We start from the raw sequence: 21,948 nt of genomic DNA, 5'->3' as shown, positions 1-21,948 counted from the left end.
CTACCGTTCCCGGTATGAGCCGGGATCGATACCTGCTGTGGTGCGGCGCGCTAGGCGGCCCGTTGTTCATAGCGGTGTTCCTGATCAACGACCGGATCCGCCCCGACTACGACCCGGTCAGCGACTTCGTGAGCGAGGCCGCGATCGGCCCCGGCGGCTGGCTGCAGATCGCCAACTTCCTGGTCACCGGCATCCTGATGCTCGCGCTGTCAATAGCGGCCGGCCGGGTCGTCTCCCGCTGGACCGGCCGCCTGCTGTCCGTCTTCGGCCTGTGCCTGCTCCTGGCCGGCCTGTTCGTCTCCGACCCGTCCCCGCACACGACCCGCACCGGCCACGGCATCGTCCACGACGTGGTCTCCGCAATCATCTTCCTGGCGTCCCTGCCGGCCGCGGCGTTCGTGGCCGCACGCTGGCGCCCGACCCCACCGTGGACCTGGTATTCCCGCACGGTAGGCGTAGCCGTCCCGACCCTGTTCCTCCTCGCCGGAGCCATCGCGCCGGCCACGGGGGTGTTCCAGCGCCTGGCCATAGCCGTCGGCTGGACGTGGACAGCAGCCCTGGCCCTGCGCGCCCTAAATCAACCCACCCTCTAGCTTGGGGGTGTCCGCGACAAATGGTGGAGATCGCCCTTCCTTCGCTTTGCCGGCGCCATCTCGGATCCTGCGACTGCGGCTTCTCCGGTCATTGGAGTAATGGCTGTTTGATTGGTCATGCAACTGCCTGTTCCGCCTTTCCGGAATTGGCATGATCCAAAATTGGCGGCCTCTCTCCGCGGCGCGGGAGAATCTATTCATGTCGCAGCTTCACCTCTTCGCCCGCTCTGAAGTTGCCGCTATGCGCGATCGGACAAGAGCTCGTAATTATTCGCCGGACGCGGATGAATTTCGCCGTGAGCATGCCCGTCATCGGCGGTGGGGTTTAGCGCGGCGCCATGCCCGGAAGCTGTGCCGGTCGAGGGGATGCTCGGCCGAGTGCGGAGCGGTGGGCCTGCATGATTCCTTCGAGGAGGTTCCGCCGTTGCTCTGGGACAGCGAGACCACCGTCGTGCGGCCCCCGCGGCACGTGCCAGATGATGCGGGTCGGGTAATGCGCGAGGTGCCGTCGAGCGGTGCGCGACAGCCCGATTGCGCCGGCCGCGCCGATCCGGCGGCGACTTCCCGCCCAGCTGATCAGGCAGCGCAGGCCGAAGCTGCCCACCAGGCGTCAGCATCGCGCCAAGCGCGGGCGGTCGATCAGGTGCAACCAGTCGACCAGGCGCGGGCGGTTGACCAGGTGCAAGCGGTTGACCAGGTGCAAGCGGTCGATCAGGGGCGGGCGGTCGATCAGGGGCGGGCGGTCGACCAGGCACTGGCCGTGGGCCTGGTGCAAGTCGTTGACTGGGCGGAAACAGCCGGCCAGGCCGAGTCGGAATCCTTGCGAAAGCCGGGCGGCCACTGCGGATCTGCGGTCCACGGCGAACGGCGTCAACCGCCTAAGGCCGTTACTCAGCGCGGTGCACGTCTGGCCGACGCCCGTGGCTCTTCCCGAAACTGGCGTTCACCAGCCGGGCGCGGGTGGCCGGCACTGCGGCCTCGTTGGCGGCGCCCGATTCGCGGCGGCCGGGCGGCGGTCGCTGCGAATCGCGTCACGGCCGGAATTGTCCACCTGCGGCCCCGCATCTCCGGACTTCACCCGGTCAAACCGGCCGAAGCCAATGTTCGACATTCCGGAACGGTAATACCGAGAAGTGGGCGGTCGCCACCGCCGCAGAAAGCGGATAGTGACCTTTTTTGTTTAACCGCGTGAAAGAGGGCGGAAACGGCATTATTAAAGTTGAGTGAAACGCGTGGTTGTCTGTCGCGGTGTCGATACATTGCGCCCTGCGGCGGCCGGGCCGCGCGATGCCGGCCCGGCTGGGGTGCTGCCGGAGAGAGCGCTTCCGGCGGGCTGCGGCAATCCCGGCGTCATTGCCCGTGGGCAAGATCCGCGTGCCGGCCCCGGGACAGCGTTGCCGACCGGCGCGATCTTGTCGACTCGATCCGCAGCGGGGCGCCGCCGATCCGCAAGATCGGCAGGTGCGGAATGGGCGGGTGAGGGGCTGGGCGCGGGGTGGGCGGGTGCGGGACGGGCCGGGCACGGACCTGGCGGTGCGGGCCGAGCGTGGGCGCGGCGGTGCGGTGCGGGCCGAGCGGGCGTGGCGGGCCCGGCGGTGCTGGCCGGGCGGTGCGGGCCGGGCGGTGCGGGCCGGGCGGTGCGGGCGGTGCGGGCGGTGCGGGCGGTGCGGGCGGGGCGAGGCGGTGCGGGCGAGGCGGTGCGGGCGAGGCGGTGCGGGCGAGGCGGTGCGGGCGAGGCGGTGCGGGCGAGGCGGTGCGGGCGAGGCGGGCCGGGCGAGGCGGTGCGGGCGAGGCGGTGCGGGCGAGGCGGGCCGGGCGAGGCGGGCCGGGCGAGGCGGGCCGGGCGAGGCGGGCCGGGCGAGGCGGGGCGGCCGCGGCGGTGCGGTGTGGGTCGGGCGCGGGCGGGGCGGTGTGGGTCGGGCGTGGGCGCGGCGGGGTAATGCGACGCGACGCTCGGCGGGTGGGGGTTGGGGGTGGGGTTGCCTGGTTAAGGGCGGGAACTGGGGTTTTCTGACTTTCCGAACGAGATCCGGGCGTGGCGGTGACGGGAATCCGGCTTTACCTACCAAAGGTGCGAACTTGGGCGCGTGGACTTGCCAGGCGATCCGGACAAACAGCAGGATTCCGGGGCATCGCTGACAGCCCGGGAGGAAACTTTCGTGACCAAGGATCGCACGAGCAGCGTCGCACGCGCGGATTCTGACGGCGCGTCGACCATGGATCTGAGCGGGCGATGTGTGGGCAGCTCCTACGTCCTTCAGCATCCGATCGGCCAAGGCGCTACCGGCACCGTCTGGCGGGGGCTGGACCGGTCCACCGGCGAGCCGGTTGCGGTCAAGCTGCTGCACGAGAGTTTGCTTCGGCAGCCCAAGCTGGTCACCCGCTTCGTGCAGGAGCGCACCATCCTGCTGATGCTGCGGCACCGCAATGTCGTGCGGGTGCGTGATCTGTTCAGCGTGGGGGAGACCCTCGGCCTCGTGATGGACCTGGTTGACGGGGGCAGCCTGCGTGACCGGCTGCGGGCGCATGGCACCGTCGCGCCTGGGGAGGCCTGTCGGCTTGCTGCGCAGGTGGCGGCTGCGCTGGCCGAGGCCCACGAGCTCGGCGTCATCCACCGGGACCTCAAACCGGACAACATCCTGCTGTACGTGGAGGACGGCAGGCTGGACACCCGGCTCACCGACTTCGGGGTGGCGCGGATCCTCAACACGCCCAGCATGACCACGCCCAACGCGGTCGTCGGAACCCCGCACTACATGGCCCCGGAGGCTTTCCACGGGTCCACCGCAAGCCCGGCCACCGATGTGTACGCGCTGGGCGTGCTCCTGTTCGAGCTGGTCAGCGGCCGGCCGCCGTACGACAGCGATTCGATCCCGGACCTGATGCGCCGGCACATGGAGGGGCATCCGGAGCGCCGCCCCGGGATCCCGGACGTGATCTGGGATCTGATCGAGGACTGTATGGCGGGCAAGCCACGGCTGCGGCCCAGCGCGACCGAGATGGTGTCGGTGCTGTCCGACGCGGCCCGCGACTTCGCGCACGTGCCGGCCCTGCCGCGGCCGGTGGGCGAGTTCACCGACCCGGGCAGCGCCTACGCCGACAACTCGGCGTACTACCCGGACGGGCTGACCGGCACAAACCGCGGCGGCGTGGCCGCCTCGGTCTACGGGCGGGCGGCCCGAGATCACGGCCGGACCGGATCGGTGCTCGACCTGAGCGGGGCCGGCCGCAGCGGGCCGGGCAACCGTGGCGACCTCACCGGACCCGGGCGCGGCATGGGCGGGCGAATGGGAGCCGGACCGGGCGGGAGCGCCGACGACGACCTGGAGGCCGAGGCGGTCAGCCTGCTCCCGGTGATGCGCAAACCGGCCGCCCGCGAACAGGTGGCCCGCGAACAAGTAGCTCGCGAACAGCTGGCCCGCGAGCAGATGAGTCGTGAGCAGGTGGCCCGTGAGCAGGTGGTCCGTGAGCAGGTGGCCCGCGAGCAGATGAGTCGTGAGCAGGTCGCTCGCGAGCAGGCGGCCCGTGGGCAAATGGGCCGTGAGCAGGTGGCTCGTGAGCAGATGAGTCGTGAGCAGGTCGCTCGTGAGCACGCGGCCCAGGGGCAGGCGGGCCGTGGGCAGGTGGGCGAGCAGGTCGCTCGGGAGGAAGTGGCCCGCGAACAGGGCGCTCGTGCCCGGGAATCGGGGGCTCGTGGACCGGGGGCTCGTGGACCGGGGGCTCGGCGGCCGGAGCGGGCCGATGTGGCCCCGGGCTGGCGGTGGGCTAAGCGGCCCGGCGTGATCATGGCGCTGATCGCCGCGGCCATGGTGGCGTCGGCGGTGGCGACCACGGCTTGGCACTACGGGCGGGACCGCTGGCAGCCCTGGCCGGACGACACGACGCAGGTGCTGGCCGCCCCGACCGGGTCGGCTCGGCCGATGGTGACGTCGCCGCCGCCACGGAAGGCTGCGCACGCCGTCGGGCCCGCTGAGATTGAGCAGTCGGGTTCGGCCGCCGCGCGGTCGGTGACGCACCGGAGCGTACCGTCCAAAGATGCCGCACCCAGAGTGACCGCATCTCGGTTACCGCAACCAGAGGCCAAACCTTATGGGCCTTGGCAGTGCACGCAGCGGTTCGCGCTGGACATGAGCAGCCGGACGCCGCTCGCGCCGGCGCCGTGCCAGATGCTCGGGCGCGACATCCAATACCAGGCGTCGCTGACCGCGCCCGGCGGTGGCACCGGCAGCATCACCGTGTCGTTGCAGGACGCGGCGAGCGGGCACACCGTCGCCGGGCCGAAGACCTGTGCCGGCCTGACGTTCGGCGGAGATGCCGCGACGCAGGGTTGCGGTCCGGCGGGAGCGAGTCCGCGGCGTGGCCGTCAGTACACGGTGGTCATGACTTACCGCTACGAACGGAACGGCCGGGCGATCGCCAGTTCGTCGAAGGGCTCCACCTTCGCCTGGTGAGGCGCACCGAAATTAAGTCGACGCCGCCGGCGTTCGTGTCTACCGTGATCCGCATGTTCGCGCCCGGTCTGCAGCTGCCCTCGTCGGTGGCTCCCGCGCGTGTTCGTTCGCTCAGCGGCGCCGATACCCGAAGCTGACCCTTCCCCACCAGTTGCAGAACCCTGGGGAAGGGTCGCTGCCACCTGCGCGGGTTCTGACGCGGCGCGAAGTCCGCGGTCGATCACCATTAGAAGCCCTTACCACCAGTGAGGAAATCATGGCCAAGAGCCAGTTCATTCGTAACAAGCCGCACGTCAACATCGGGACGATGGGACACGTCGACCACGGGAAGACGACCTTGACCGCCGCCATCACGAAGGTCCTCGCCGACCGCGACCCGGCCGCCAACCGGTACGTCGCGTTCGAGGGCATCGACAAGGCGCCGGAGGAGGCCGCCCGCGGCATCACCATCACCATCGCGCACGTCGAGTACGAGACCCCGGCGCGCCACTACGCGCACGTGGACATGCCCGGCCACGCCGACTACGTGAAGAACATGATCACGGGGGCGGCGCAGGTGGACGGCGCGATCCTCGTGGTGTCGGCGCAGGACGGGTCGATGCCGCAGACGCGGGAGCACGTGCTTCTCGCCAAGCGGGTCGGCGTGCCGTACCTGGTGGTGGCGCTCAACAAGAGCGACGCCGTGGACGACCCGGAGCTGCTCGACCTGGTCGAGCTCGAGGTGCGGGAGCTGCTGTCCGAGTACGGCTTCCCGGGCGACGAGGTGCCGGTGGTGCGCGTCAGCGCGCTGAAGGCCCTCGAGGGCGACCCGCGCTGGGTGGGCTCGATAGGAGACCTGCTCGACGCGGTAGACGACTACGTCCCGGTGCCGCCGCGCGAGCTCGGCGAGCCGTTCCTGATGCCGATCGAGAACGTCCTGTCGATCAGCGGCCGGGGCACGGTCGTCACCGGCAAGGTCGAGCGGGGCACGCTGCACGTCGGCGACCCGGTCGAGGTCGTCGGCCTCGGCCCGACCGTGGCCAGCGTGGCCACCGGCCTGGAGATGTTCGGCAAGTCGCTGGAGTCGGCCCAGGCCGGCGACAACGCGGCCGTTCTGCTGCGGGGTGTGAAGCGCGAGCAGGTGCAGCGCGGCCAGGTGGTCGCGGTGCCCGGCAGCGTGACCCCGCACCAGAAGTTCCGGGCCACGATGTACGCGCTGACGTACGCCGAGGGCGGGCGGCACACGCCGTTCGAAGCGAACTACCGGCCCCAGTTCTACTTCCACACGACCGACGTGTCGGGTGGTCTGGACCTGGGCGGGCTCGACCTGGTCATGCCGGGCGACACGCTCGACGCGGTCGTGGTGACGCTCGGCAAGCCGGTCGCGCTCGAGATCGGCATGGGCTTCGCGGTCCGTGAGGGCAACCGCACGGTCGCCGCCGGCACGGTCACCGAGCTGCTCGACTGAGCATGTTCGCGGCCCGGCTGTTAAAGCAGCCGGGCCGCTTCATCATGATCATGTACGCTTCCGGCTGGTGAAGGTGGGGAGCGGGCGATGAAACGACGGCTGGTCGTGGCGGCCACCGCCGCCCTGGCAGTCGTGGCCGTCGCGTTCGCCGTGCGATCCGGCCCCGCGCCCAGCCCTGCCCCGGAAGTCGCGGTCACCACCTCCGCGCCCCGCGTGGAGTCGACCGCCACCACACCCGTTCCGCACACCCGCGACGAGGCCGCCCAGCGGTACGGCTGGGGCGAGCCGGTGGTGAGCCAGTCCGACGAATACAACGACAGCGCTGTCGACCTGGACAAATGGGGGCTTTTCGGGGTCGACGCCGGCGAGTCGACCGGCTGCTCGGCGGGCTACCACGAGCATGGCCAGCGCTGCGCGTCGCAGACCGCCGAGGGCGGCGGCTATCTCAGCGTGACCGGCACGGCCGACGGCAAGACCGGTGGTCTCTGGGGCCGGATGTCCGCGTTCCGGTACGGGCGGGTCGAGGTCCGTGAGCGCGCCGTCCCGCTGGCCAACAATGGCGGAAAGGCCTACCACGCCGTTCCACTGATCTGGCCGGACGACGAGGACGACTGGGAGAACGCCGAGATCGACTTCGCCGAACGCGACGTCGGCGCCGGCGCGGTCAGCCTGTACGTGCATCACGACGGCACCAAGAACTGCACGGCGCCGATCGACTCGACCCGGTTCCACAACTACGCCGTCGACTGGCAGCCCGACTCGATCTCCTGGTTCGTCGACGGCGTCCGCAAATGCACCGTGAAAGCGTCGATCGACTCCTTCAGCCGATCGAACGGCGGCGCGCAGATGGACATGTTCCCGGCGGACGGCACCCTGATGCAGCCGGCCCGCCAGGACGTCGACTGGGTGCGGATGTACGCCACCGCGGCCACCGAGTACCAATCACCCTCGTAGGTGCGCCGACAGGAAACGCGCCTGACTGTCCAGAAGGGACTCGGCGCCCGGCGCCCCGACCGCCGCGTGCCCGACGCCGGGCAGCAGCATCAGCTCGTGCGGCCGGCCCGCCGCGGTCAGGGCCTCGGACAACCGCAGGGTGTGCTCCGGCCGCACGTTGCGGTCGGCCAGGCCGTGCATGAGCAGCAACGGGCGGGTGAGCCGCGGCGCCAGGTCCGGCAGCGACAACCCGTCGTAGCGATCCGGGTGGTCCGGCGGCCGGCCGAGGGTGCGTTCCCGCAGATACGCGTTGTAGCGCCGCTGGTCGGTCACGCCGGCCCCGGCGACCGCGACGTGGAAGACGTCGGGGCGTTCGAGGACCGCCAGGATCGCGAGCGTGGCGGAGAACGACCAGCCCCGGATCCCGACGCGCTCGAGGTCGAGTTCCGGATGCTGCCGGGCGGCCTCGTGCAGGCCGGTGACCTGGTCGTCGAGCGGTCGGCGAAACGGATCGCCGTAGATCTCCTTCTCCCAGTCCGGACCGCGGCCGGGGGTTCCGCTGCCGTCCACGACCAGGACCGCGAAGCCCTGCTCGGCGAACCACTGGGAGACGTACGCCCGGAAGTCGGGCACGTTGGTGACCCGCTGCCGGGCCGGCGCGCCGTAGGGGTCGAGCAGCACCGGCAGCTTGCCGCTGCGGTGGTCACGAGGGAGGTAGAGATGGGCTCGCAGGCGCCGGCTTCCGAGCACCAGGCTGATCCGCCGCAGATCCAGGAGCGGCCGCTCGGCCCGCGACTCCGGGACCGGTTCGGCGGCCGGCGTCACGCCGATGCCGGGACGGTACGACCACAGGTCGACGGCGAGCGGATCGTCCGAGGCGGTGAAGACGATCTTCGACTCGGTCACCGAGAGCACCGACCGGAGCTGGCGGCCCGGCGGCGTGACCGCGACGCCGCCGACGGTCAGGAACCGGGTGCCGTCACGGTCTTCATGAGCAACAACCACCCCCGATTTCGTACGCCGGGGAAGCCCCGGCACGACGTGCACCCAGCGGTCGTCGCGCAGCGTGGCGATCTCCTCGAACGGGTCCAGCCCGAGCAGGCGGACGGTCCGCTGGTCCCGCGACTGCACCACGGCCCACGGCCCGGTCTCGTCCCACCCGGCGTCGATCAGGTAGTCGATGTCGTCGAGGGCCGGACCGCCGCCGGTAATCTCCAGGCGGACGCGGGGGAGCGGCTCGCCCGGCAGCGGCATGGCCGGATCCGCCCGGGCCAGCAGCAGCCGCGAGCCGTCCGGCGACCACCAGAAACTTCGCCCCGCCGAGGTGTGTGGCGCGGCCACCGGGCCGAGATCGGTCGTCTCGCCATCCTCGATGACATGCAGAACGCCGTCGCGCAGACCGGCGACCCGCCGCCCGGCCGGATCCGGCCGGGGATCGGTGACCGGGAAGGCGGCCAGCACCCCGTCCGGTCCGCACAACTGTCCACCCCGGACAAAAACGATCAGACCACCGCCGATGCCGTACGAGGTGATCGGCCCCTCGGCGACCAGCCGCTCCGCACCGGACGCGACGTCGAGCGCCCACAGGTGTTCGACCGGGTCGTCGCCGGCCCGGCTGCGCAGGAACAGTACGGTCTTTCCGCCGTCCGCCCCGGTCAGCGCCCGCGGCGTGCCGAGCGCGAAACGCCGGGTGCGGATCAGCTGGGCGGGCAGGGTGTCCACGACCATGGCGGACACCCTGCCACAGCCTCAGGTGAGCTGTAGGTAGTCCAGGTTGAAGCCGCCGGTCACGCAGAGCAACGTGAGCACCTGGTCGCCGGCCGGCAGCGTGAGCGGGACGTGCACCGACTGGTAGGTGGCCCAGCCGCCGGTGTCCGGCACCGAGACGGTGGTGCCGCCGATCGAGATCGCGCCGGCCGCCACCGTGCCGGTTCCGTTGGCCACCCGCATTTCCAGGTCGTAGGTGCCGGCCGTGGCGACGTCCAGGCGGTACTGCAACCAGTTGCCGGGCGCGGTCCAGCCGACGTTCTTGCCGCCGCTGGCCGAGGCGTTCGACTCGACGAAGTTCACGCCCTCGGTCCAGCCGTGCTGAGCCACGTACGCCTCCGCCTCGACCCGCTCGCCGATCGGAGCGCCGTGCGGGGCCACGGTCAGGTGCACCGTCGTGGCCGCGCGGGCGGCGCCGTCGGTCACGTAGAACGTCAGGGACTGCTCACCCGCGGTCGTCGGGTGCACGGTCACCTCGCCGGTGGTCGCGTTCAGTGACACTCCGGCCGGCAGGTCGGTGGCGTAGAACGCCAGGCGGTCGCGGTCGGGATCCGTTGCGGCCAGCCGGAACGTCGTCGTCGCGTACTGGTCGGCGGTGACCTGCGCCTGCGGCGCGATCACCGGTGCGTGGTTGCGGTGGGTGCTGGGCGGTTGTGCCCGCCAGCGGTACGTCGCGTACGCCCCGGCCGGGACCGTCACCACGAACGACTCGGCGCCCAGCACCACGCGTACCGAAGCGGGGGTGGTGTTGCTGTTGGCAACGATGGCGGTGAAGTCGTTCCGGTCGCGGTAGACGACGTTGCTCACGCCGTTCGCCGGAGCGCTCGACTCGACCCGGGTGTCGCCCGGCTTCAGGTAGCGGGCGAACTGGCCGAGGGGGTAGAGCTCATCGCGTACCGAAAAGGTCCGGGTATTGGTGTTGACCTTGACGAGCCGGTCCGGCCATTTGGTGGTCGCCGCGACCTGATCCCAGTCGACGTTGTTGTCGCGTTTGTCGGTCCAGTGCAGCGTGCCGCCGTCCTGATCGGTGGTCTGCGCCCAGAGCACATAGGAGCTCGCGTCCAGCCGGAAATAGTTGAGCACGGTCGCCGGGCTGAGGTCGCTGGTCTCGGTCAGATGCACCGGCTTGCCGAATTCCTCGTAGGCGTCGCGCATCACCGTCGGATCGCCCCAATAGGGATGGAAGGCGATCGCGTCGGCGGCTTTCCGGGCGGCCGGGTCGTTCATGATGCGGTAGTAGTTCTTGGTTTCCGTGCTCGCCGGGTCGCGCCAGTCCCAGAAATTGAAGTCGTGCACGTAGAGCTCGGTGCCGAGGCCGGCCGTGCGGGTCTCGCGCTTGATCGCGACCGCAAGTTTCTGCTGCTGCTCGACGCTGATGTCCATGGCCGGATAGACGACATCCATCCCCGGCTCATTGAGCAGCGTCAAAGCATCAACCTTGACACCCTTTCGTGCGTACGCCTGCAGGTACTTCACGTAGTACCGCGCGAAGACCTCGATGCAGTCGTCCCGCAGCTTGCCGGCCTGGTAGTAACTGGTGGTGCTGCCGGGCTTGAGCGCGACCTCGCCGAGGAACTTGTTGTTCGTCTTCATCCAGGCCGGCGCGCTCCACGCCGACGCGAAGAAGGTGGCCTTCGGGTTGTATTTCAGAATCAGCCGGGCAGTGTCCACGATGTGCAGATCGAGGTCCCGCTGAATGGAGAAGTATTTCAGCGCGAAGTCGTCGGCGAGGCCGGCCGGGAGGTCGTCGTAGGACCAGAATGGCAGGTGCTCGATGAGGTCGGGGCTGCCGATGGTGAGCCGGAAGCGGTCCAGGCCGGCGCCGGTCTTCGGATCGGCGAGCAGGCGGATCGCCTTTTCCCGCTCGGCCGGCGTCAGCTTCCAGAGATTGGACACGCTGGTCTCGTCCAGCGAGAAGCCGATCCCGCTGTACTGCTGCCGCGCCTGGCTGGGATCGATCACCACGGTCGCATCGACCGGCTTGCCGCGGTCGTTGCCGACCCGCGTCGCCGGTAGCGCTTCCCAGGCGTGCGCCGCCCCGGTCGAGTAGGTGCCACTGACCACATGCCCACCGGCGGTGACCGGCTGGACTCCGCCCAGCAGCAACGTCGCCGTCGATGCGACAGCGAGCACCGCGGTTGTCGATCGCCTCACGAGACCTCCCGCAACAGATTGATGCAGGTAAGTTTATTAATAGCTTTAACTAAGAAGCAACGCCTAGGAAACTCAGTCGAGACCTTTTCGGCCCGGGGTCCAGAAGGGCTTGGTCCGGACGTTGCGGCGTGGCCAGCCCCGCTCGTCGACGAGGTGCCGGCGGATCAGCTGGATCGTCCGGGCCTCGCCGGCCAGGTAGGCGACGCCGGGCTCAGGCGGCAGGTCGAGGCGGCGGACGGCCGCCACCAGCGTCGGCGCCGACGCGGCGGATCGGCCGTGGCGGTAGTCCCAGTCCAGGTCCCAGTTCGGGTTCTGGCCGGGCGTCAGCTCGATTCGGTCCTCGGGGCTGTCGACCTCCAGCCGGGCGAAAACCCGGGCCTCGGCCGACAACGCCCGCAGCATGGGTCCGTAGGCGACCTGTGCGGTTTCCTCCCCGGCGAACAGGTGATAGGCCGCCGAGGCGTCGGTGACGAAGGAGCCTTGGGGCTTGAGGAGCATCAGCTGGTCGCCGGCCCGGACGGTCCGGGACCAGGCGGCTCCCGGTCCGTCGCCGTGGTCGACCGCGATCAACTCGATGGTCTGATCGAGGTGGTTCCACACGGTGTAGGTGCGCAGCGTGCCCACCAGCCAGTCGACGGCGCTGGGTCCGGCGGCGACCTGAAGGCGTACGTGTTGACCGGGCACCCAGGCCAGGCCGCCCAGCGAGGGCCCGGTCAGGGTGATCAGGCGCAGACGTGGCCCGAGCTGCTCGACGGCGTGGACCCGGGCCGCGAGGAGAAGGCGGTCGAGAAGGCGTTGTTTCACGGTCGATTCCTTGCGGTCGTCGGTCGGCGTCATGCGGCCAGCAGGACGACCGAACCGCCGTCCGCGCCGGCGAGTGCGAACGGCAGAATGCCGATCATCATCAGGATCACGCCACCGCCGACCACGATGCGACCGTCGAGATGCGCGGTGAACCGCCGGATGAGACCGAAGTAGAGCATGGTCCCGACCGACTGGGGGATGAGCAGGAGCCCGGTGGCGAGCACGGACTCGCCCCGGACGGTCTGGTAGTACAGCGGCAGCACCAGCATGAGGGCGTACAGCGACAAGCCACTCATGAACGTGACGAGGCTGCCCACTCCGAAGCTTTTGCGCGCGAAGACCCGCACGTCGATCAGCGACTTCTCGGTCGATCGCAGCGAGTGGCGCGTGAACAGGCCGGCCAGCACGACTCCGGCCGCCAGCGGCCCGAGTCTCGAAGGCCACGCTGTACAGCCACTTCGGCAGCAAGCAGCGGTTGTTCTCGGCAATCCTGGCCGACGTCTCCGCATCGCTGACCGCGTCGACTGAGGACGCTCTGCGGCGGCACCTCGACGAGGCGGACATCCGGACGGTTCCCCAGCTCGAGGAGGCCCTCGCGCAGTTCGCGTCCGAGCTGGCCATGGCGATGATGGGGGCGCAGGGCTACGGCGGCGTGCTGACCCTGGTCAACCAGCGACGGTGGCAGAACGCCGGCCCGGCCGACGACGTGTCAACCGAACCGGTCGTGCAAGCGCTCGCCGCCCGCTTCGAGCGCTTCGTGCGAGCTGGGCTCCTCGACATCGACGACTGCCGGACCGCGGCGTTTCAGTTCGGCGCGCTGACCCTCCTGCTCGCCAACGACGACCAGCCCGACCCGCTCAACATCGTCGAGAGCCGGCTCCGCGACGTCATCGCCGGTGGGGTGCACACCTTCGTCCGCGCGTTCGGCACCCCCGTCCCGGCTGACCTCAGGTGGAGAAGAGCCGACGGTAGAACGGGGTGGCCCGGAACGGGCCGTTGTGGTGCGGGCTCTGCCACGGTGGGAGGTCGCCGACGGTGAGCTCGTAGTCCGGGTGGATGCCGTCGTCGCTGGTGTGGCGGGTGAAGGTGAGTGGCAGGTGGTCGCCGGGTGTGACCGGGACCGGTTCCGGGAACGGGGCGTAGATCGGGGCCCAGGCTCGGGTGCCGCCGGCCAGGGCGTCGACCTCGCGGCCGCCGCGGACCTCGGTGGCGACCCTCGTCCACAGCAGGATGCCGGACATCCGCGCCAGGCTGCCGATGCGCAGCTCGGCGGTGCGGCGCTCGTCGTGCGCTGGCGGCGGGCGGTCGGCGTCGAAGACGATCGACTCGATCGGGACCGCCGACGAGATGATCGCGTCGTCGGCCGGGCCGCCGAGGCAGAGGCGCAGGTCGAACGGGGCGCCGGTGGCCTCGAAGACGCGGTGCAGATAGGGCAGGGACTCGGCGGCCACGGCCAGATCGGCGCCGGTCAGGTCGACCGCGGCGGCCCAGGTCTGGATGCGGAACGGGATCCAGACGCAGTCGGGGGTGCAGAGCCGGTTGCGGGCGTCGTCGAGGACCGCGATGGCGCCCTCGGCGGAGGCGATGTTGCCGACGATCTCGGAGACGCAGACCTCGGCGCGCTCCGGAAGGATCGTCTCGCTCGACCGGCCCGGCAGCACCGTGACCCGGTCGTCGAGGCCGGCCGCGATGACCGCCTCGGCCGCCCGGTCGGCGGTGGCCGGATCGGCCTCGATCGCATAGACGTGTCGCGCCCCGGCGTGGGCCGCCTCGACCGCCCAGAGAGCGTCGCGGCCGGTGCCGATGTCGACCATTACTTTGCCGGGCGCCGCCGCCCGGACCGCGGTGCGATAGGCGCGGTGGCGGTCGTCCGCCGCGTCGAAGGCGTCATAGACGCGATCGTCATAGGCCGGGTATTCGCCCATCGACGGGAAGAGCACGTAGGGCGCGCCGGCCGCGTCCGCGGTCCGGACCGCCCATTTGTTCACGCGCTCATCGTGGGGGTCGCCGGCGCCGTTGGCCATTCGGCGGCCCGGCCTTTCGCCACAGGCGGAATCGTCAGTCGGCGTCGGGCTGCTGCTTGCGGCGCAGCTCGTCCTCGCGGCGGCGGAGGTCGGCCTCCCAGGTCTTCATCATCGCCTCGTCCTCGCGGCGGCTCGTCGACAGGCCGCGCAGGAACTCGGGGTCGTCGTCGGGCGCCATCGAGCGCTGGCGGGGGCGCTGACCCTCCGGGAAGCCGTTGCCCGGGCGCCAGACCGTGCCGTTGCTGAGGCGCACCGGCGGGGCCGGGCGGCCGGCCACGAACCAGGCGATAGCGCCGACCGGGGAGAACAGCAGGATGATGAACACCCACGGCACTCGCGGCAGAGCCCGGATCAGGGACTCCTCGGCGGAGAGGCAGTCGATGAGCGCGACCACGAGCAGTGCGAGGTCGAGGAGCACGAACAGCGAGTAGAGGCGAACCATGGCGAGGATTCTCCCGAAGCGGAGGCGATCCCGTGGTCCCGGAAATGGTGCAAAACGGTAGTTCGGCCCGGCGGTTTCCCGCCGGGCCGGGGCGCCTATCCGGCGGCGCTCGTGAAGGCCGGCAGATATCCGTTGGTGTAGCCGGTCTTGGTGGGGTGGAAGGAGTTCTGGGCCGGGATCACGGTCAGGCCGTTGAGCCAGGCCGACGAGGCGCAGATGCCGTGGCCGGCGAACTCGTCGCGGACGTCCGACCAGGTCAGGCCGGCGGCCTGGACCCGTTGGGCGATCAGGTCGTCGAGGGTTGTGGCACCCTCGTTGAGCACCCGGCGCTTGGCCAGGCTCATGCCGGCGATCCCGCACGAGGACGACGCGGTGTCGAACAGCAGCGGATAGCCGAGGACGACCACCTTTGCGCCGGGCGCCTTGGCCTTGATCGCGGCGTACGTCGAATCGAGCTTTGCCGGCAGTGTCGTGGTGATGTCGTCGATGGCGTCCTCGACGGTGGCGGCGCAGGTCGCGTCGCTGGAGAACTGGCAGGTCAGCACGGTCGGGGCGAAACCGGCGTCATTGCCGCCGATGGTGATGCTGATCAGGTCGGCGCCACTCGGGATGGCCGGGGCCTGGGTGGAGAGGACGTCGCCGGTGACGGCGCCGCCGCAGGTGAGGTCGGTGAACGACTTGGGGGCGTTCTTGGCGACCCACTGCCCGGGGTAGCCGTTCGGGCTGCGCGAGCAGCTCCCGGTCTGCCCGGGCGCGCCGACGCCCGAGGAGTAGGAATCGCCCAGTGCGACGTAGTCGATCGTGGATGCCGCGGCGGCGGGGGCGGCGACGCCGAGGGTCAGCAGTGCGGTGGTGACGAGACAGCCGAGGACGAGGTGGGCTCTGCTCATCGGGTGGCCTCCGGTCCAGTGGTGGAGAGGAAGCCGGAGCGCTCCGGTCACCGCACGGTAAGTGACGGAGGTGGGACAAGAAACGTCCTGTTTTTCTTGGTACGGGCGCGTACTGTATATCGATATGTTGCGATCTTTCACTGTCGCCACAGGCGACCCTCAGGATGCGCACAGTTGATCGCACTACCGTCCTGGTATGGAAGAAGAACGGGCACGTCGGGTCGTCGAGACACTCCGGGCACGCAACGTCTTCGCCCACGTGAAGCTGCCGCAGGCCGGCATCACTCAGTATGGAATTCGCGTGGTCCTGCCGGACGGGCGCGAGGCCATCTGGGACAACGACGGCACGGCCGGGCTCGAGGCCCAGATCATGCGTAACGGGATCCTGGTCGGCTACGTCGCCTCGATCCCCGACTCGGAAAACTACGGCGACGGCCAGATCGTCGAGGTCATCGCCACCGCCGACTACGACCGCCCGGTCGGCCGCTCCCGCCCGTCGACGCCCCGCCCGGCCGCGGTCCCGGCCCGCCCGCCTTCCCTCGGACAGCGCCTCCGCGGTGGATTTCGTTAAAACTCGGGGTTGATCAGCGCCTCGAGGCGGCGCATCGCGATCGGCCACAACTCCGGTGTCAGGCTGCCGAGCAGCGTCTCGGCCATCGCCTGCACCACCATGTCGATCGTCTCGCGCACCGCGGGCTCCAACTCGGGCTCAGGTGCGGGCTCCGGTGCCCGCTGCTCGGGCGCGACCGCCGGGGGAGCGGGCGCCGGCGGGGCGGAGGCCGGTGGGGCGAACTCGGCCGGCAGGTCCTCGGCCGCGCCGATCAGGTGCAGGAAGCCGGTGGCCCGGGTCAGCGCGATGTAGAGCAGCCGGTGCCCGCGTGGGTCGTCGTCGAGGATGTGGCCCGGCTCGACCACCACGGCCGCGTCGAACTCCAGCCCCTTGGCCTCGTGCGGGGCGAGCAGCGCGACCCCGGCGCCGCCCGGCTCGTCCTCGCCGGCCGGGTGCCAGGGCAGGCCCTCCTCGTCCATCGCCGCCTCGATCTCGACGCGGCAGTGGGCCGGGCAGATCACCGCCACCGAGCGGCCCCGGTCGGCGTGCTCGGCGGCCGCCATCGCGACCAGCCGGCCCCGGGCCGCGACGTCGGCCGGCATGATCACCGGATCGGAGTTGCCGTCGCGGACGGCGGTAGGTGCCGGGACGCTCGGCGCGGCCATCGGCAGCAGCTCGGCGGCCAGGTCGAAGATCTGCCGCGGGATGCGGTATCCGAAGCGCAGCTCGCGATGCTCGTGCGGGATCGCCGACGGCAGTTGCGCCTCGAGGTCGTGCCAGTCGTCGCGGGCCCACGGCCCGATCGACTGGGCGATGTCGCCGACCACGGTCATCGAACCGTCGCGTGAGCGGCGGGCGATCGCGCGCAGCTGCATCGGCGAGAGGTCCTGCGCCTCGTCGACCACCACGTGCACGAAACCCTTGGACTCGCCCCCTTGGGACTCGCCCTCGGCCAGGTGGTCGGCCTCGTCCAGCAGCGCCCGGTCGGCCTCGCTCCAGCCCTGTTCGCCGGCCGAGCGGAACAGCGAGGCGACCTCGCGGTCGGTGAACTCGCCGCCGGCCGCGATGGCCAGCAACGCCCGGGATCCGAAGACGTCGCGCAGGAAGCGATGCGGCTCGAACGGCGGCCACAACTGGTCGGCCAGCATGTCGGCCGCCTCGAGGATCTGCCGCGGGTCCTTGCTCGCCGCCGCCAGCGTGGCGCGCAGGATGCGCCGCCGGTCGCCCGGTGGCGCCTCGCTCGCCCGGACCGTGTCGATGACCTGACGCAGCGAGACCGGGTTGAGCTTCACCGTCTCGCCGCCGACCTCGATGCTGTCCGGGATCTCGGCCGGCGGTTTGTTGCGGCACTCCTTGAACGCCCGGGCGAGCAGCCCGGCCATCCGGGCCTCACCCTTGAGCCGGGTGACCTGCGGCGCCTCGTCGCGGATGCCGTCCGGGACCGGCAGCAGCGCGTGCACCGAGCGGTGCACCACCCGGTCGTAACCCCAGCCGGTCAGCACGTCGTCGGTGAACCGGGCGAACGCCTCGGACGGGCCCACCACCAGGGTCTCGGCGTCGTCGAGCAGGCCCTCGTCGAGCAGCCACGCCACCCGCCGCAGCGCCGTCATCGTCTTGCCGGTGCCGGGGCCGCCCTGGACGATCAGCACCCGGTCGAGCGCGGTGCTGACCACGTCGTCCTGGGCAGCGCGGATCGTGGCCACCAGGTCGGGGCCGGTGGCGGTGCTGTCCCGGCCCAGCATGGCGAGCAGATCGTCGTCCGACGGAGCGCCCGGGTCGGCGGGGCGGAACATGGCTGGCCGGCCGGGGTCAGGAGCCCGCGAGGGGCAGTTCGAGGCGGACGGATCCGCGCAGGTCGAGAAAGACCCGATCGGGCGCGTGGACCATCCGCAGGACGACGTCGGAGCAGTGCGGGCAGCGGCCCACCTGACCCATCTCCTGGCCCCAGAGCAGCAGGGCGGCGATCGCGTCGGCGTGCCCGCAACCGGCACAGGTGTACCGCGCCGCGGTCACGTCGACCGTGAAGAGCTCGCTCAGGTCGCCGGCGAGGGCGTTCCCGTCGAGAGGGTTCATGTCGTGCCTCCGAAGCGTTCCGTGCGGATGCGCTTGGGGTCGTGACCGAGAGCGACCAGGATGTCCGCGGCGGCCTCGACGAACGTGGTCGGACCGCAGACGTAGCAGTCCGGGGTGAAGTCGGCGGGCCAACCGTAGCTGTTGATCGTGGCTACGTCGATCCTCTTCGGCGGGGACGGCCATCCGTCCGGGGTCTTGCGCGTATAGACCCACCGAACATCAAGACCTTGATCATCCCGTACGCGCTGGGAAAGCTCTGCTGCGTAACAAGCGTCGCCTGGCGTGCGCACCGAATAGATCAGCCGGAACGGCTGCTTGGCTTTTGTTGCCGCCCGTGAGCGGATCATCGCCATCAGGGGCACCACACCCGAGCCCCCGGCCACCAGGAGCACCGGATTCTGCTGGGCCGGCCGCCACACGAACCAGCCGCCCACCGGCCCGCGCAGCTCGAGCTGCTCACCGACCGCGAGGGTGTCGGCGAGGAAGGGGGAAACCTCGCCGTCCTCGACCCGCTGAATGGTCAGTTCGACCTTGCCGTCGGTCCAGGCGGACGCGATCGAATAGCTGCGCTGCGCGCGGTAGCCGTCCGGCGCGGTGAGCCGGACGTCGACATGCTGGCCGGGCAGGTGGCCCGGCCAGTCGGGCACGTCGAGGATCAGCGTGCGTGCCGACGGGGTCTCCCACCGTTCGCCGGTGAGGGTGGCTGCCCGCCAGGTCAGTCGCCCTGGTAGCGCTGCTCGAGCCATGGGTCTCCGTACATGTGGTAGCCGGCCGCCTCCCAGAAGCCCGGCTCGTCGGAGTTCAACAGCTGAAGGCCGTTGACCCACTTCGCCGATTTCCAGAAGTACAGGTGGGGAACGATCATCCGGGCCGGCCCGCCGTGCTCCGGCTCAAGATCCTCGCCGTCAAATTTGTAGGCGATCCACGCCTTGGAGTCCAGCAGATCTTCCATCGGGACGTTCGTCGTGTAGCCGCCGAAGCTGTGCACCATCGAGTAGTCCGCCGCAGTGTCGACGTCTTCGAGCAGCGTGTCCAGCGAGACGCCGCGCCAGGTGGTGCCGAGCTTCGACCATTTCGTGACGCAGTGGATGTCGACCGTGACGTCCTCTTGTTTCAGCTTCTGGAACTCGGCCCAGTTCCAGCTGGTCTTCGCGCCGGTCTCGGTGGTGATGGTGAATTGCCAGCGGTCGAGCGGGACGCGTGGTGTCGGGCCCGCGCTGAGGACCGGGAAGTCGTGGGTCAGGTATTGACCGGGTGGCAGGCCGGGGACCGACTCACGTCGACGGCCACCGAAACCGCGGGAAATGATGCCCATAGGTCCTGAGTAAACCGCATGATCATTTCAGGTGGCAGCACTGTCGTTGATGATCTTGATCGCCACTCCGCGCCTCTTCGTCGTTTTAGCGCGATTTATCCGGTCCTTTGGGAGCATGGGACTCGAGATGAGCAACGACGACGGCATTTACCGGTCGGCGGCCGGCCGCCGGCGAAGCCGGCGCCGCACGCGCCTCACCGTCATCGGGGTCGGCCTGGCCGCCGTGCTCGGCGGCGGGGGCTACGCCGCGACGACCCGGCTCGCCACCGACCAGAACCTCGCCGTCGCCCCCGGCGACCGGGCGCTCGCCCCGCCGCCGGCCTTCTCGCCGCCGCCGTTGCCGGCAGTGCCGCCTCTCTCCGCGCCGCCTCTCTCTTCGTCACCTCTGTCCTTGCCGCCGCTGATGCCGGCCCGCAGCGCGGCGCGGCACTCGGTCAGCGTCGCGCCCTCCGCATCGCTGCCCGCGTCGCTTCCGCCGCCCGCGTCCTCGCCGCCGCCCGCGCTCGTGCCGCCGCCCGCGTCATCGCCGCCCGCGCTCGCGCCGCCGCGGTCGCCCGCGTCGTCGTCGCCGCCGCCGGACCTCGCCGCCGCAGGCCTGGCCCCTGGGTGGATCAGCGAGCGCACCGAACGGCGGCCGAACGGCTCGCTGCGCATCATCAGCGCCCGGTCCGACCTGACCGGCCGGCGCGAACTGCTGTGGGCGGCCGACGGCGGCCGCCCGATCGACAAGGTCAACTGCACCCAGAACCTGCACTTCAGTGACGATGCGAGGCCGGCCATCCAACCGAACCTGCTGCTCTGCTGGCGAACCTCAGCCACCCGAAGCGTTGCCACGTTGCTGTCCGACCGAGGCGGCCACCCGTCGATCGCCGACAGCGTCGACACCATCGACCGGGAGTGGGCTGGGCTGGGCTGAGAACGGGAGTGGGTCGGGTTGGGCAGGCCGGGCGGTTCGGCCGAAAGGGCCGGAGGTAGTGCCGTTTTCGCTCCTTATGTCCACTCAGCTGGCACGATGAGCCGGGTGAACATGCACGACGACGGCGAGGTCTACCACTCCGCGATGCCGGAGCGGCGCCGCCGACGGCGTACGCAGGCGATCGTCGGCGCGATCGGCCTCGCTGCGGTCCTGGGCCCGGGAGCATATTTCGCCACCGCGCAGATCCTCGACCGTCAGCGAGCCGCCACCGTCACGCAGGATGCCGGCGTGCTCGTCCCGGTCATGCCGTCCGAGGAACCCGCCCCGACGCCGTCCGGAACGAGCGGCTCGCCTGTCCTGCCGGTGCGGTCGACGATGTCGGCGGTGCGGCAGTCGACCAGCCCGACTCCCGTGCCGTCCGGGCCTTCGGCCCTGGCCTCCGGGTTCTCCGGCCTGTCCGCCCAGGACGCGGGCGTGATCGAGCAGAACTTCACCACCGCCGACGGAACGATCCGGGTGCAGGCCGCGCGCTTCGACCTGAGCGGCCAGAAGGACCTGACCATGGCCGGCGACAACGGCCGTCCCGTCGGCACCGCCCGCTGCACGCAGAACATGCGTTTCGCCGGCGACCCGGGCGTGCGCGAGGTGCCGTCGATGTTGCTCTGCTGGCGTACGTCCGTCGACCGCAGCGTGATCACCATGGCCGTGGCTGCGGCGGGCCGGCCGGCCCGCGAACGCAGCCTCGAACTCCTCGACCGACAGTGGGTGAACCTGGGATGAGCGACCCTGGAATGAGCGAGCACGGTTCGAGCGGTGCCGGTTCGGGTGGGCCCCGATCGAGCGAGCGGGAGCCGGCTCAGCGGTCGGGCCGGAACCGGAAGATCGCCGTAGGCGCGGCCGCGGCCCTGGCCGTGGTCATCGGCGGTGGCGCCTACCTGATCGGCTCTCGGGACGGCGACACCGTCACGGAGAACACCAACGCGATCGCACCGGTCGAGCCGGCCACCCCGGCCGCTTCCTCGGCCGCGCCGGCGACGACGGTCGGCGCGAGGCCCAAGGCCGCCGCGAAACGGACGCCGTCTCCCCAGGTGACCACCACGGATCCGGCCAAGGTGCGCCGGCAGATCGAGGCGGCGCGATCCAAGGCCGCGGCGGAGGGCCACCCGCTCCAGCGGCCGCTCACCACACCACCGCGACCGCACATAGCCGCCGAGAACGTGGACTCGTACACCGAGGAGACGCGGCCACTGGCGGACGGGGGCACCCTGCGTATCGTGTCGGCGCGCTACGACCTGAGCGGCCAGCGCGAGATGCTGTGGGCGGCGGACTCCGGCACCGAGGCGGGCGCGGCGCGCTGCACCCAGAACTTCCGCTTCGCGCAGGGCCAGAAGCCGGCCGTACGCAAGACCATGCTGCTCTGCTGGCGGAACACCGCCGACCGCAGCGTCGTGGTGCTCGCGGTGGGGCGCGCCGAGACCCCCGACACCACCCAGGTCCTGAACGTCCTGGATACGCAATGGAACCGTCTATGACGTACGCAAGCGGGATGTTTTCCTGGTTTTAGCCACTTATGTCTGATCCGTTGGGAC

The 21,948-nt window shown here is 70.6% G+C and carries 21 protein-coding genes and 1 pseudogene; 10 read left to right on the top strand and 12 right to left on the bottom strand.

Annotation, left to right across the window (positions count from 1 at the left end; translation table 11 throughout):
* The first annotated feature begins 14 nt into the window (after nucleotides 1–14).
* The gene (locus tag AB0E90_RS28480; RefSeq protein WP_360412177.1) at nucleotides 15–593 is read left to right on the top strand and encodes a DUF998 domain-containing protein; all 579 of its coding nucleotides are present in this window, start codon (nucleotides 15–17) and stop codon (nucleotides 591–593) included.
* Nucleotides 594–1,203: 610 nt separating this feature from the next.
* On the opposite strand, the gene AB0E90_RS28475 is transcribed toward AB0E90_RS28480, so the two are convergent.
* Complete coding sequence (locus AB0E90_RS28475; RefSeq protein ID WP_360412174.1) at nucleotides 1,204–1,368, bottom strand: hypothetical protein; 165 nt, start codon at nucleotides 1,366–1,368, stop codon at nucleotides 1,204–1,206.
* A gap of 1,384 nt (nucleotides 1,369–2,752) precedes the next feature.
* On the opposite strand from AB0E90_RS28475, the gene AB0E90_RS28470 reads away from it, so the two are divergent.
* The 3 genes from AB0E90_RS28470 to AB0E90_RS28460 all read left to right on the top strand — a co-directional run bounded on the left by AB0E90_RS28470 (nucleotide 2,753) and on the right by AB0E90_RS28460 (nucleotide 7,445).
* Entirely contained in the window at nucleotides 2,753–5,044 is a 2,292-nt protein-coding gene (locus tag AB0E90_RS28470; protein ID WP_360412171.1) for a protein kinase, read from the top strand.
* A 256-nt stretch (nucleotides 5,045–5,300) separates the two neighbouring features.
* Nucleotides 5,301–6,491: an elongation factor Tu gene (gene tuf, locus AB0E90_RS28465; RefSeq protein WP_360412168.1), complete on the top strand. Its 1,191-nt coding sequence runs from the start codon at nucleotides 5,301–5,303 to the stop codon at nucleotides 6,489–6,491.
* A gap of 87 nt (nucleotides 6,492–6,578) precedes the next feature.
* Nucleotides 6,579–7,445: a glycoside hydrolase family 16 protein gene (locus AB0E90_RS28460; RefSeq protein WP_360412166.1), complete on the top strand. Its 867-nt coding sequence runs from the start codon at nucleotides 6,579–6,581 to the stop codon at nucleotides 7,443–7,445.
* On the opposite strand, the gene AB0E90_RS28455 is transcribed toward AB0E90_RS28460, so the two are convergent.
* The 4 genes from AB0E90_RS28455 to AB0E90_RS28440 all read right to left on the bottom strand — a co-directional run bounded on the left by AB0E90_RS28455 (nucleotide 7,434) and on the right by AB0E90_RS28440 (nucleotide 12,556).
* Nucleotides 7,434–9,152, bottom strand: coding sequence for a prolyl oligopeptidase family serine peptidase (locus tag AB0E90_RS28455; protein WP_360412163.1), 1,719 nt, complete (start codon nucleotides 9,150–9,152; stop codon nucleotides 7,434–7,436). The two genes, AB0E90_RS28460 and AB0E90_RS28455, sit on opposite strands and share 12 nt — an antisense overlap.
* A 21-nt stretch (nucleotides 9,153–9,173) precedes the next feature.
* Complete coding sequence (locus tag AB0E90_RS28450; protein ID WP_360412160.1) at nucleotides 9,174–11,345, bottom strand: carbohydrate-binding protein; 2,172 nt, start codon at nucleotides 11,343–11,345, stop codon at nucleotides 9,174–9,176.
* Nucleotides 11,346–11,417: 72 nt separating this feature from the next.
* The gene (locus AB0E90_RS28445) at nucleotides 11,418–12,149 is read right to left on the bottom strand and encodes a siderophore-interacting protein (RefSeq protein WP_360412157.1); all 732 of its coding nucleotides are present in this window, start codon (nucleotides 12,147–12,149) and stop codon (nucleotides 11,418–11,420) included.
* A gap of 29 nt (nucleotides 12,150–12,178) precedes the next feature.
* The gene (locus AB0E90_RS28440; protein WP_360412154.1) at nucleotides 12,179–12,556 is read right to left on the bottom strand and encodes a hypothetical protein; all 378 of its coding nucleotides are present in this window, start codon (nucleotides 12,554–12,556) and stop codon (nucleotides 12,179–12,181) included.
* A gap of 20 nt (nucleotides 12,557–12,576) precedes the next feature.
* Between AB0E90_RS28440 and AB0E90_RS28435 the strand changes: the two are divergent.
* Nucleotides 12,577–12,633: pseudogene (locus tag AB0E90_RS28435) on the top strand (TetR family transcriptional regulator); the annotation flags it as partial.
* 135 nt (nucleotides 12,634–12,768) lie between these two features.
* The gene (locus AB0E90_RS28430; protein ID WP_360412558.1) at nucleotides 12,769–13,188 is read left to right on the top strand and encodes a TetR/AcrR family transcriptional regulator C-terminal domain-containing protein; all 420 of its coding nucleotides are present in this window, start codon (nucleotides 12,769–12,771) and stop codon (nucleotides 13,186–13,188) included.
* Here AB0E90_RS28430 and AB0E90_RS28425 read toward each other — a convergent pair.
* The 3 genes from AB0E90_RS28425 to AB0E90_RS28415 form a co-directional block, all read right to left on the bottom strand.
* Nucleotides 13,097–14,137, bottom strand: coding sequence for a hypothetical protein (locus tag AB0E90_RS28425; RefSeq protein WP_360412151.1), 1,041 nt, complete (start codon nucleotides 14,135–14,137; stop codon nucleotides 13,097–13,099). The genes AB0E90_RS28430 and AB0E90_RS28425 overlap by 92 nt on opposite strands.
* Before the next feature lie 70 nt (nucleotides 14,138–14,207).
* The gene (locus tag AB0E90_RS28420) at nucleotides 14,208–14,615 is read right to left on the bottom strand and encodes a PLD nuclease N-terminal domain-containing protein (RefSeq protein ID WP_360412148.1); all 408 of its coding nucleotides are present in this window, start codon (nucleotides 14,613–14,615) and stop codon (nucleotides 14,208–14,210) included.
* 95 nt (nucleotides 14,616–14,710) lie between these two features.
* Nucleotides 14,711–15,505, bottom strand: a complete 795-nt coding sequence (locus AB0E90_RS28415) for an SGNH/GDSL hydrolase family protein (protein ID WP_360412145.1) — start codon at nucleotides 15,503–15,505, stop codon at nucleotides 14,711–14,713.
* A 196-nt stretch (nucleotides 15,506–15,701) separates the two neighbouring features.
* On the opposite strand from AB0E90_RS28415, the gene AB0E90_RS28410 reads away from it, so the two are divergent.
* Complete coding sequence (locus AB0E90_RS28410; protein WP_360412142.1) at nucleotides 15,702–16,076, top strand: hypothetical protein; 375 nt, start codon at nucleotides 15,702–15,704, stop codon at nucleotides 16,074–16,076.
* Here the strand turns inward: AB0E90_RS28410 and AB0E90_RS28405 are convergent.
* The 4 genes from AB0E90_RS28405 to AB0E90_RS28390 are packed head-to-tail and all read right to left on the bottom strand — an operon-like array spanning nucleotide 16,073 to nucleotide 19,443.
* Complete coding sequence (locus AB0E90_RS28405; RefSeq protein WP_360412139.1) at nucleotides 16,073–17,848, bottom strand: UvrD-helicase domain-containing protein; 1,776 nt, start codon at nucleotides 17,846–17,848, stop codon at nucleotides 16,073–16,075. The genes AB0E90_RS28410 and AB0E90_RS28405 overlap by 4 nt on opposite strands.
* A gap of 16 nt (nucleotides 17,849–17,864) precedes the next feature.
* Nucleotides 17,865–18,128: a DUF6510 family protein gene (locus tag AB0E90_RS28400; RefSeq protein ID WP_360412136.1), complete on the bottom strand. Its 264-nt coding sequence runs from the start codon at nucleotides 18,126–18,128 to the stop codon at nucleotides 17,865–17,867.
* On the bottom strand, nucleotides 18,125–18,874 hold the full coding sequence (locus tag AB0E90_RS28395) for a ferredoxin reductase (protein ID WP_360412133.1): 750 nt from the start codon (nucleotides 18,872–18,874) through the stop codon (nucleotides 18,125–18,127). The genes AB0E90_RS28400 and AB0E90_RS28395 overlap by 4 nt, the downstream gene beginning before the upstream one ends.
* Complete coding sequence (locus AB0E90_RS28390) at nucleotides 18,844–19,443, bottom strand: sulfite oxidase-like oxidoreductase (RefSeq protein WP_360412130.1); 600 nt, start codon at nucleotides 19,441–19,443, stop codon at nucleotides 18,844–18,846. Before AB0E90_RS28390 ends, AB0E90_RS28395 begins: the two co-directional genes overlap by 31 nt.
* A 127-nt stretch (nucleotides 19,444–19,570) precedes the next feature.
* On the opposite strand from AB0E90_RS28390, the gene AB0E90_RS28385 reads away from it, so the two are divergent.
* The 3 genes from AB0E90_RS28385 (at nucleotide 19,571) to AB0E90_RS28375 (ending at nucleotide 21,891) form a co-directional block, all read left to right on the top strand.
* Entirely contained in the window at nucleotides 19,571–20,359 is a 789-nt protein-coding gene (locus tag AB0E90_RS28385) for a hypothetical protein (RefSeq protein WP_360412127.1), read from the top strand.
* Between the two features lie 96 nt (nucleotides 20,360–20,455).
* Nucleotides 20,456–21,139: a hypothetical protein gene (locus AB0E90_RS28380; protein WP_360412124.1), complete on the top strand. Its 684-nt coding sequence runs from the start codon at nucleotides 20,456–20,458 to the stop codon at nucleotides 21,137–21,139.
* On the top strand, nucleotides 21,136–21,891 hold the full coding sequence (locus tag AB0E90_RS28375) for a hypothetical protein (RefSeq protein ID WP_360412121.1): 756 nt from the start codon (nucleotides 21,136–21,138) through the stop codon (nucleotides 21,889–21,891). The genes AB0E90_RS28380 and AB0E90_RS28375 overlap by 4 nt, the downstream gene beginning before the upstream one ends.
* Nucleotides 21,892–21,948 lie beyond the last annotated feature (57 nt).

The sequence above is a fragment of the Actinoplanes sp. NPDC026619 genome (assembly GCF_040638295.1).
GTDB lineage: Bacteria > Actinomycetota > Actinomycetes > Mycobacteriales > Micromonosporaceae > Actinoplanes.
Note: the sequence above shows the minus strand (reverse complement) of the source record. Positions and strands in the feature narration are given on the sequence as shown.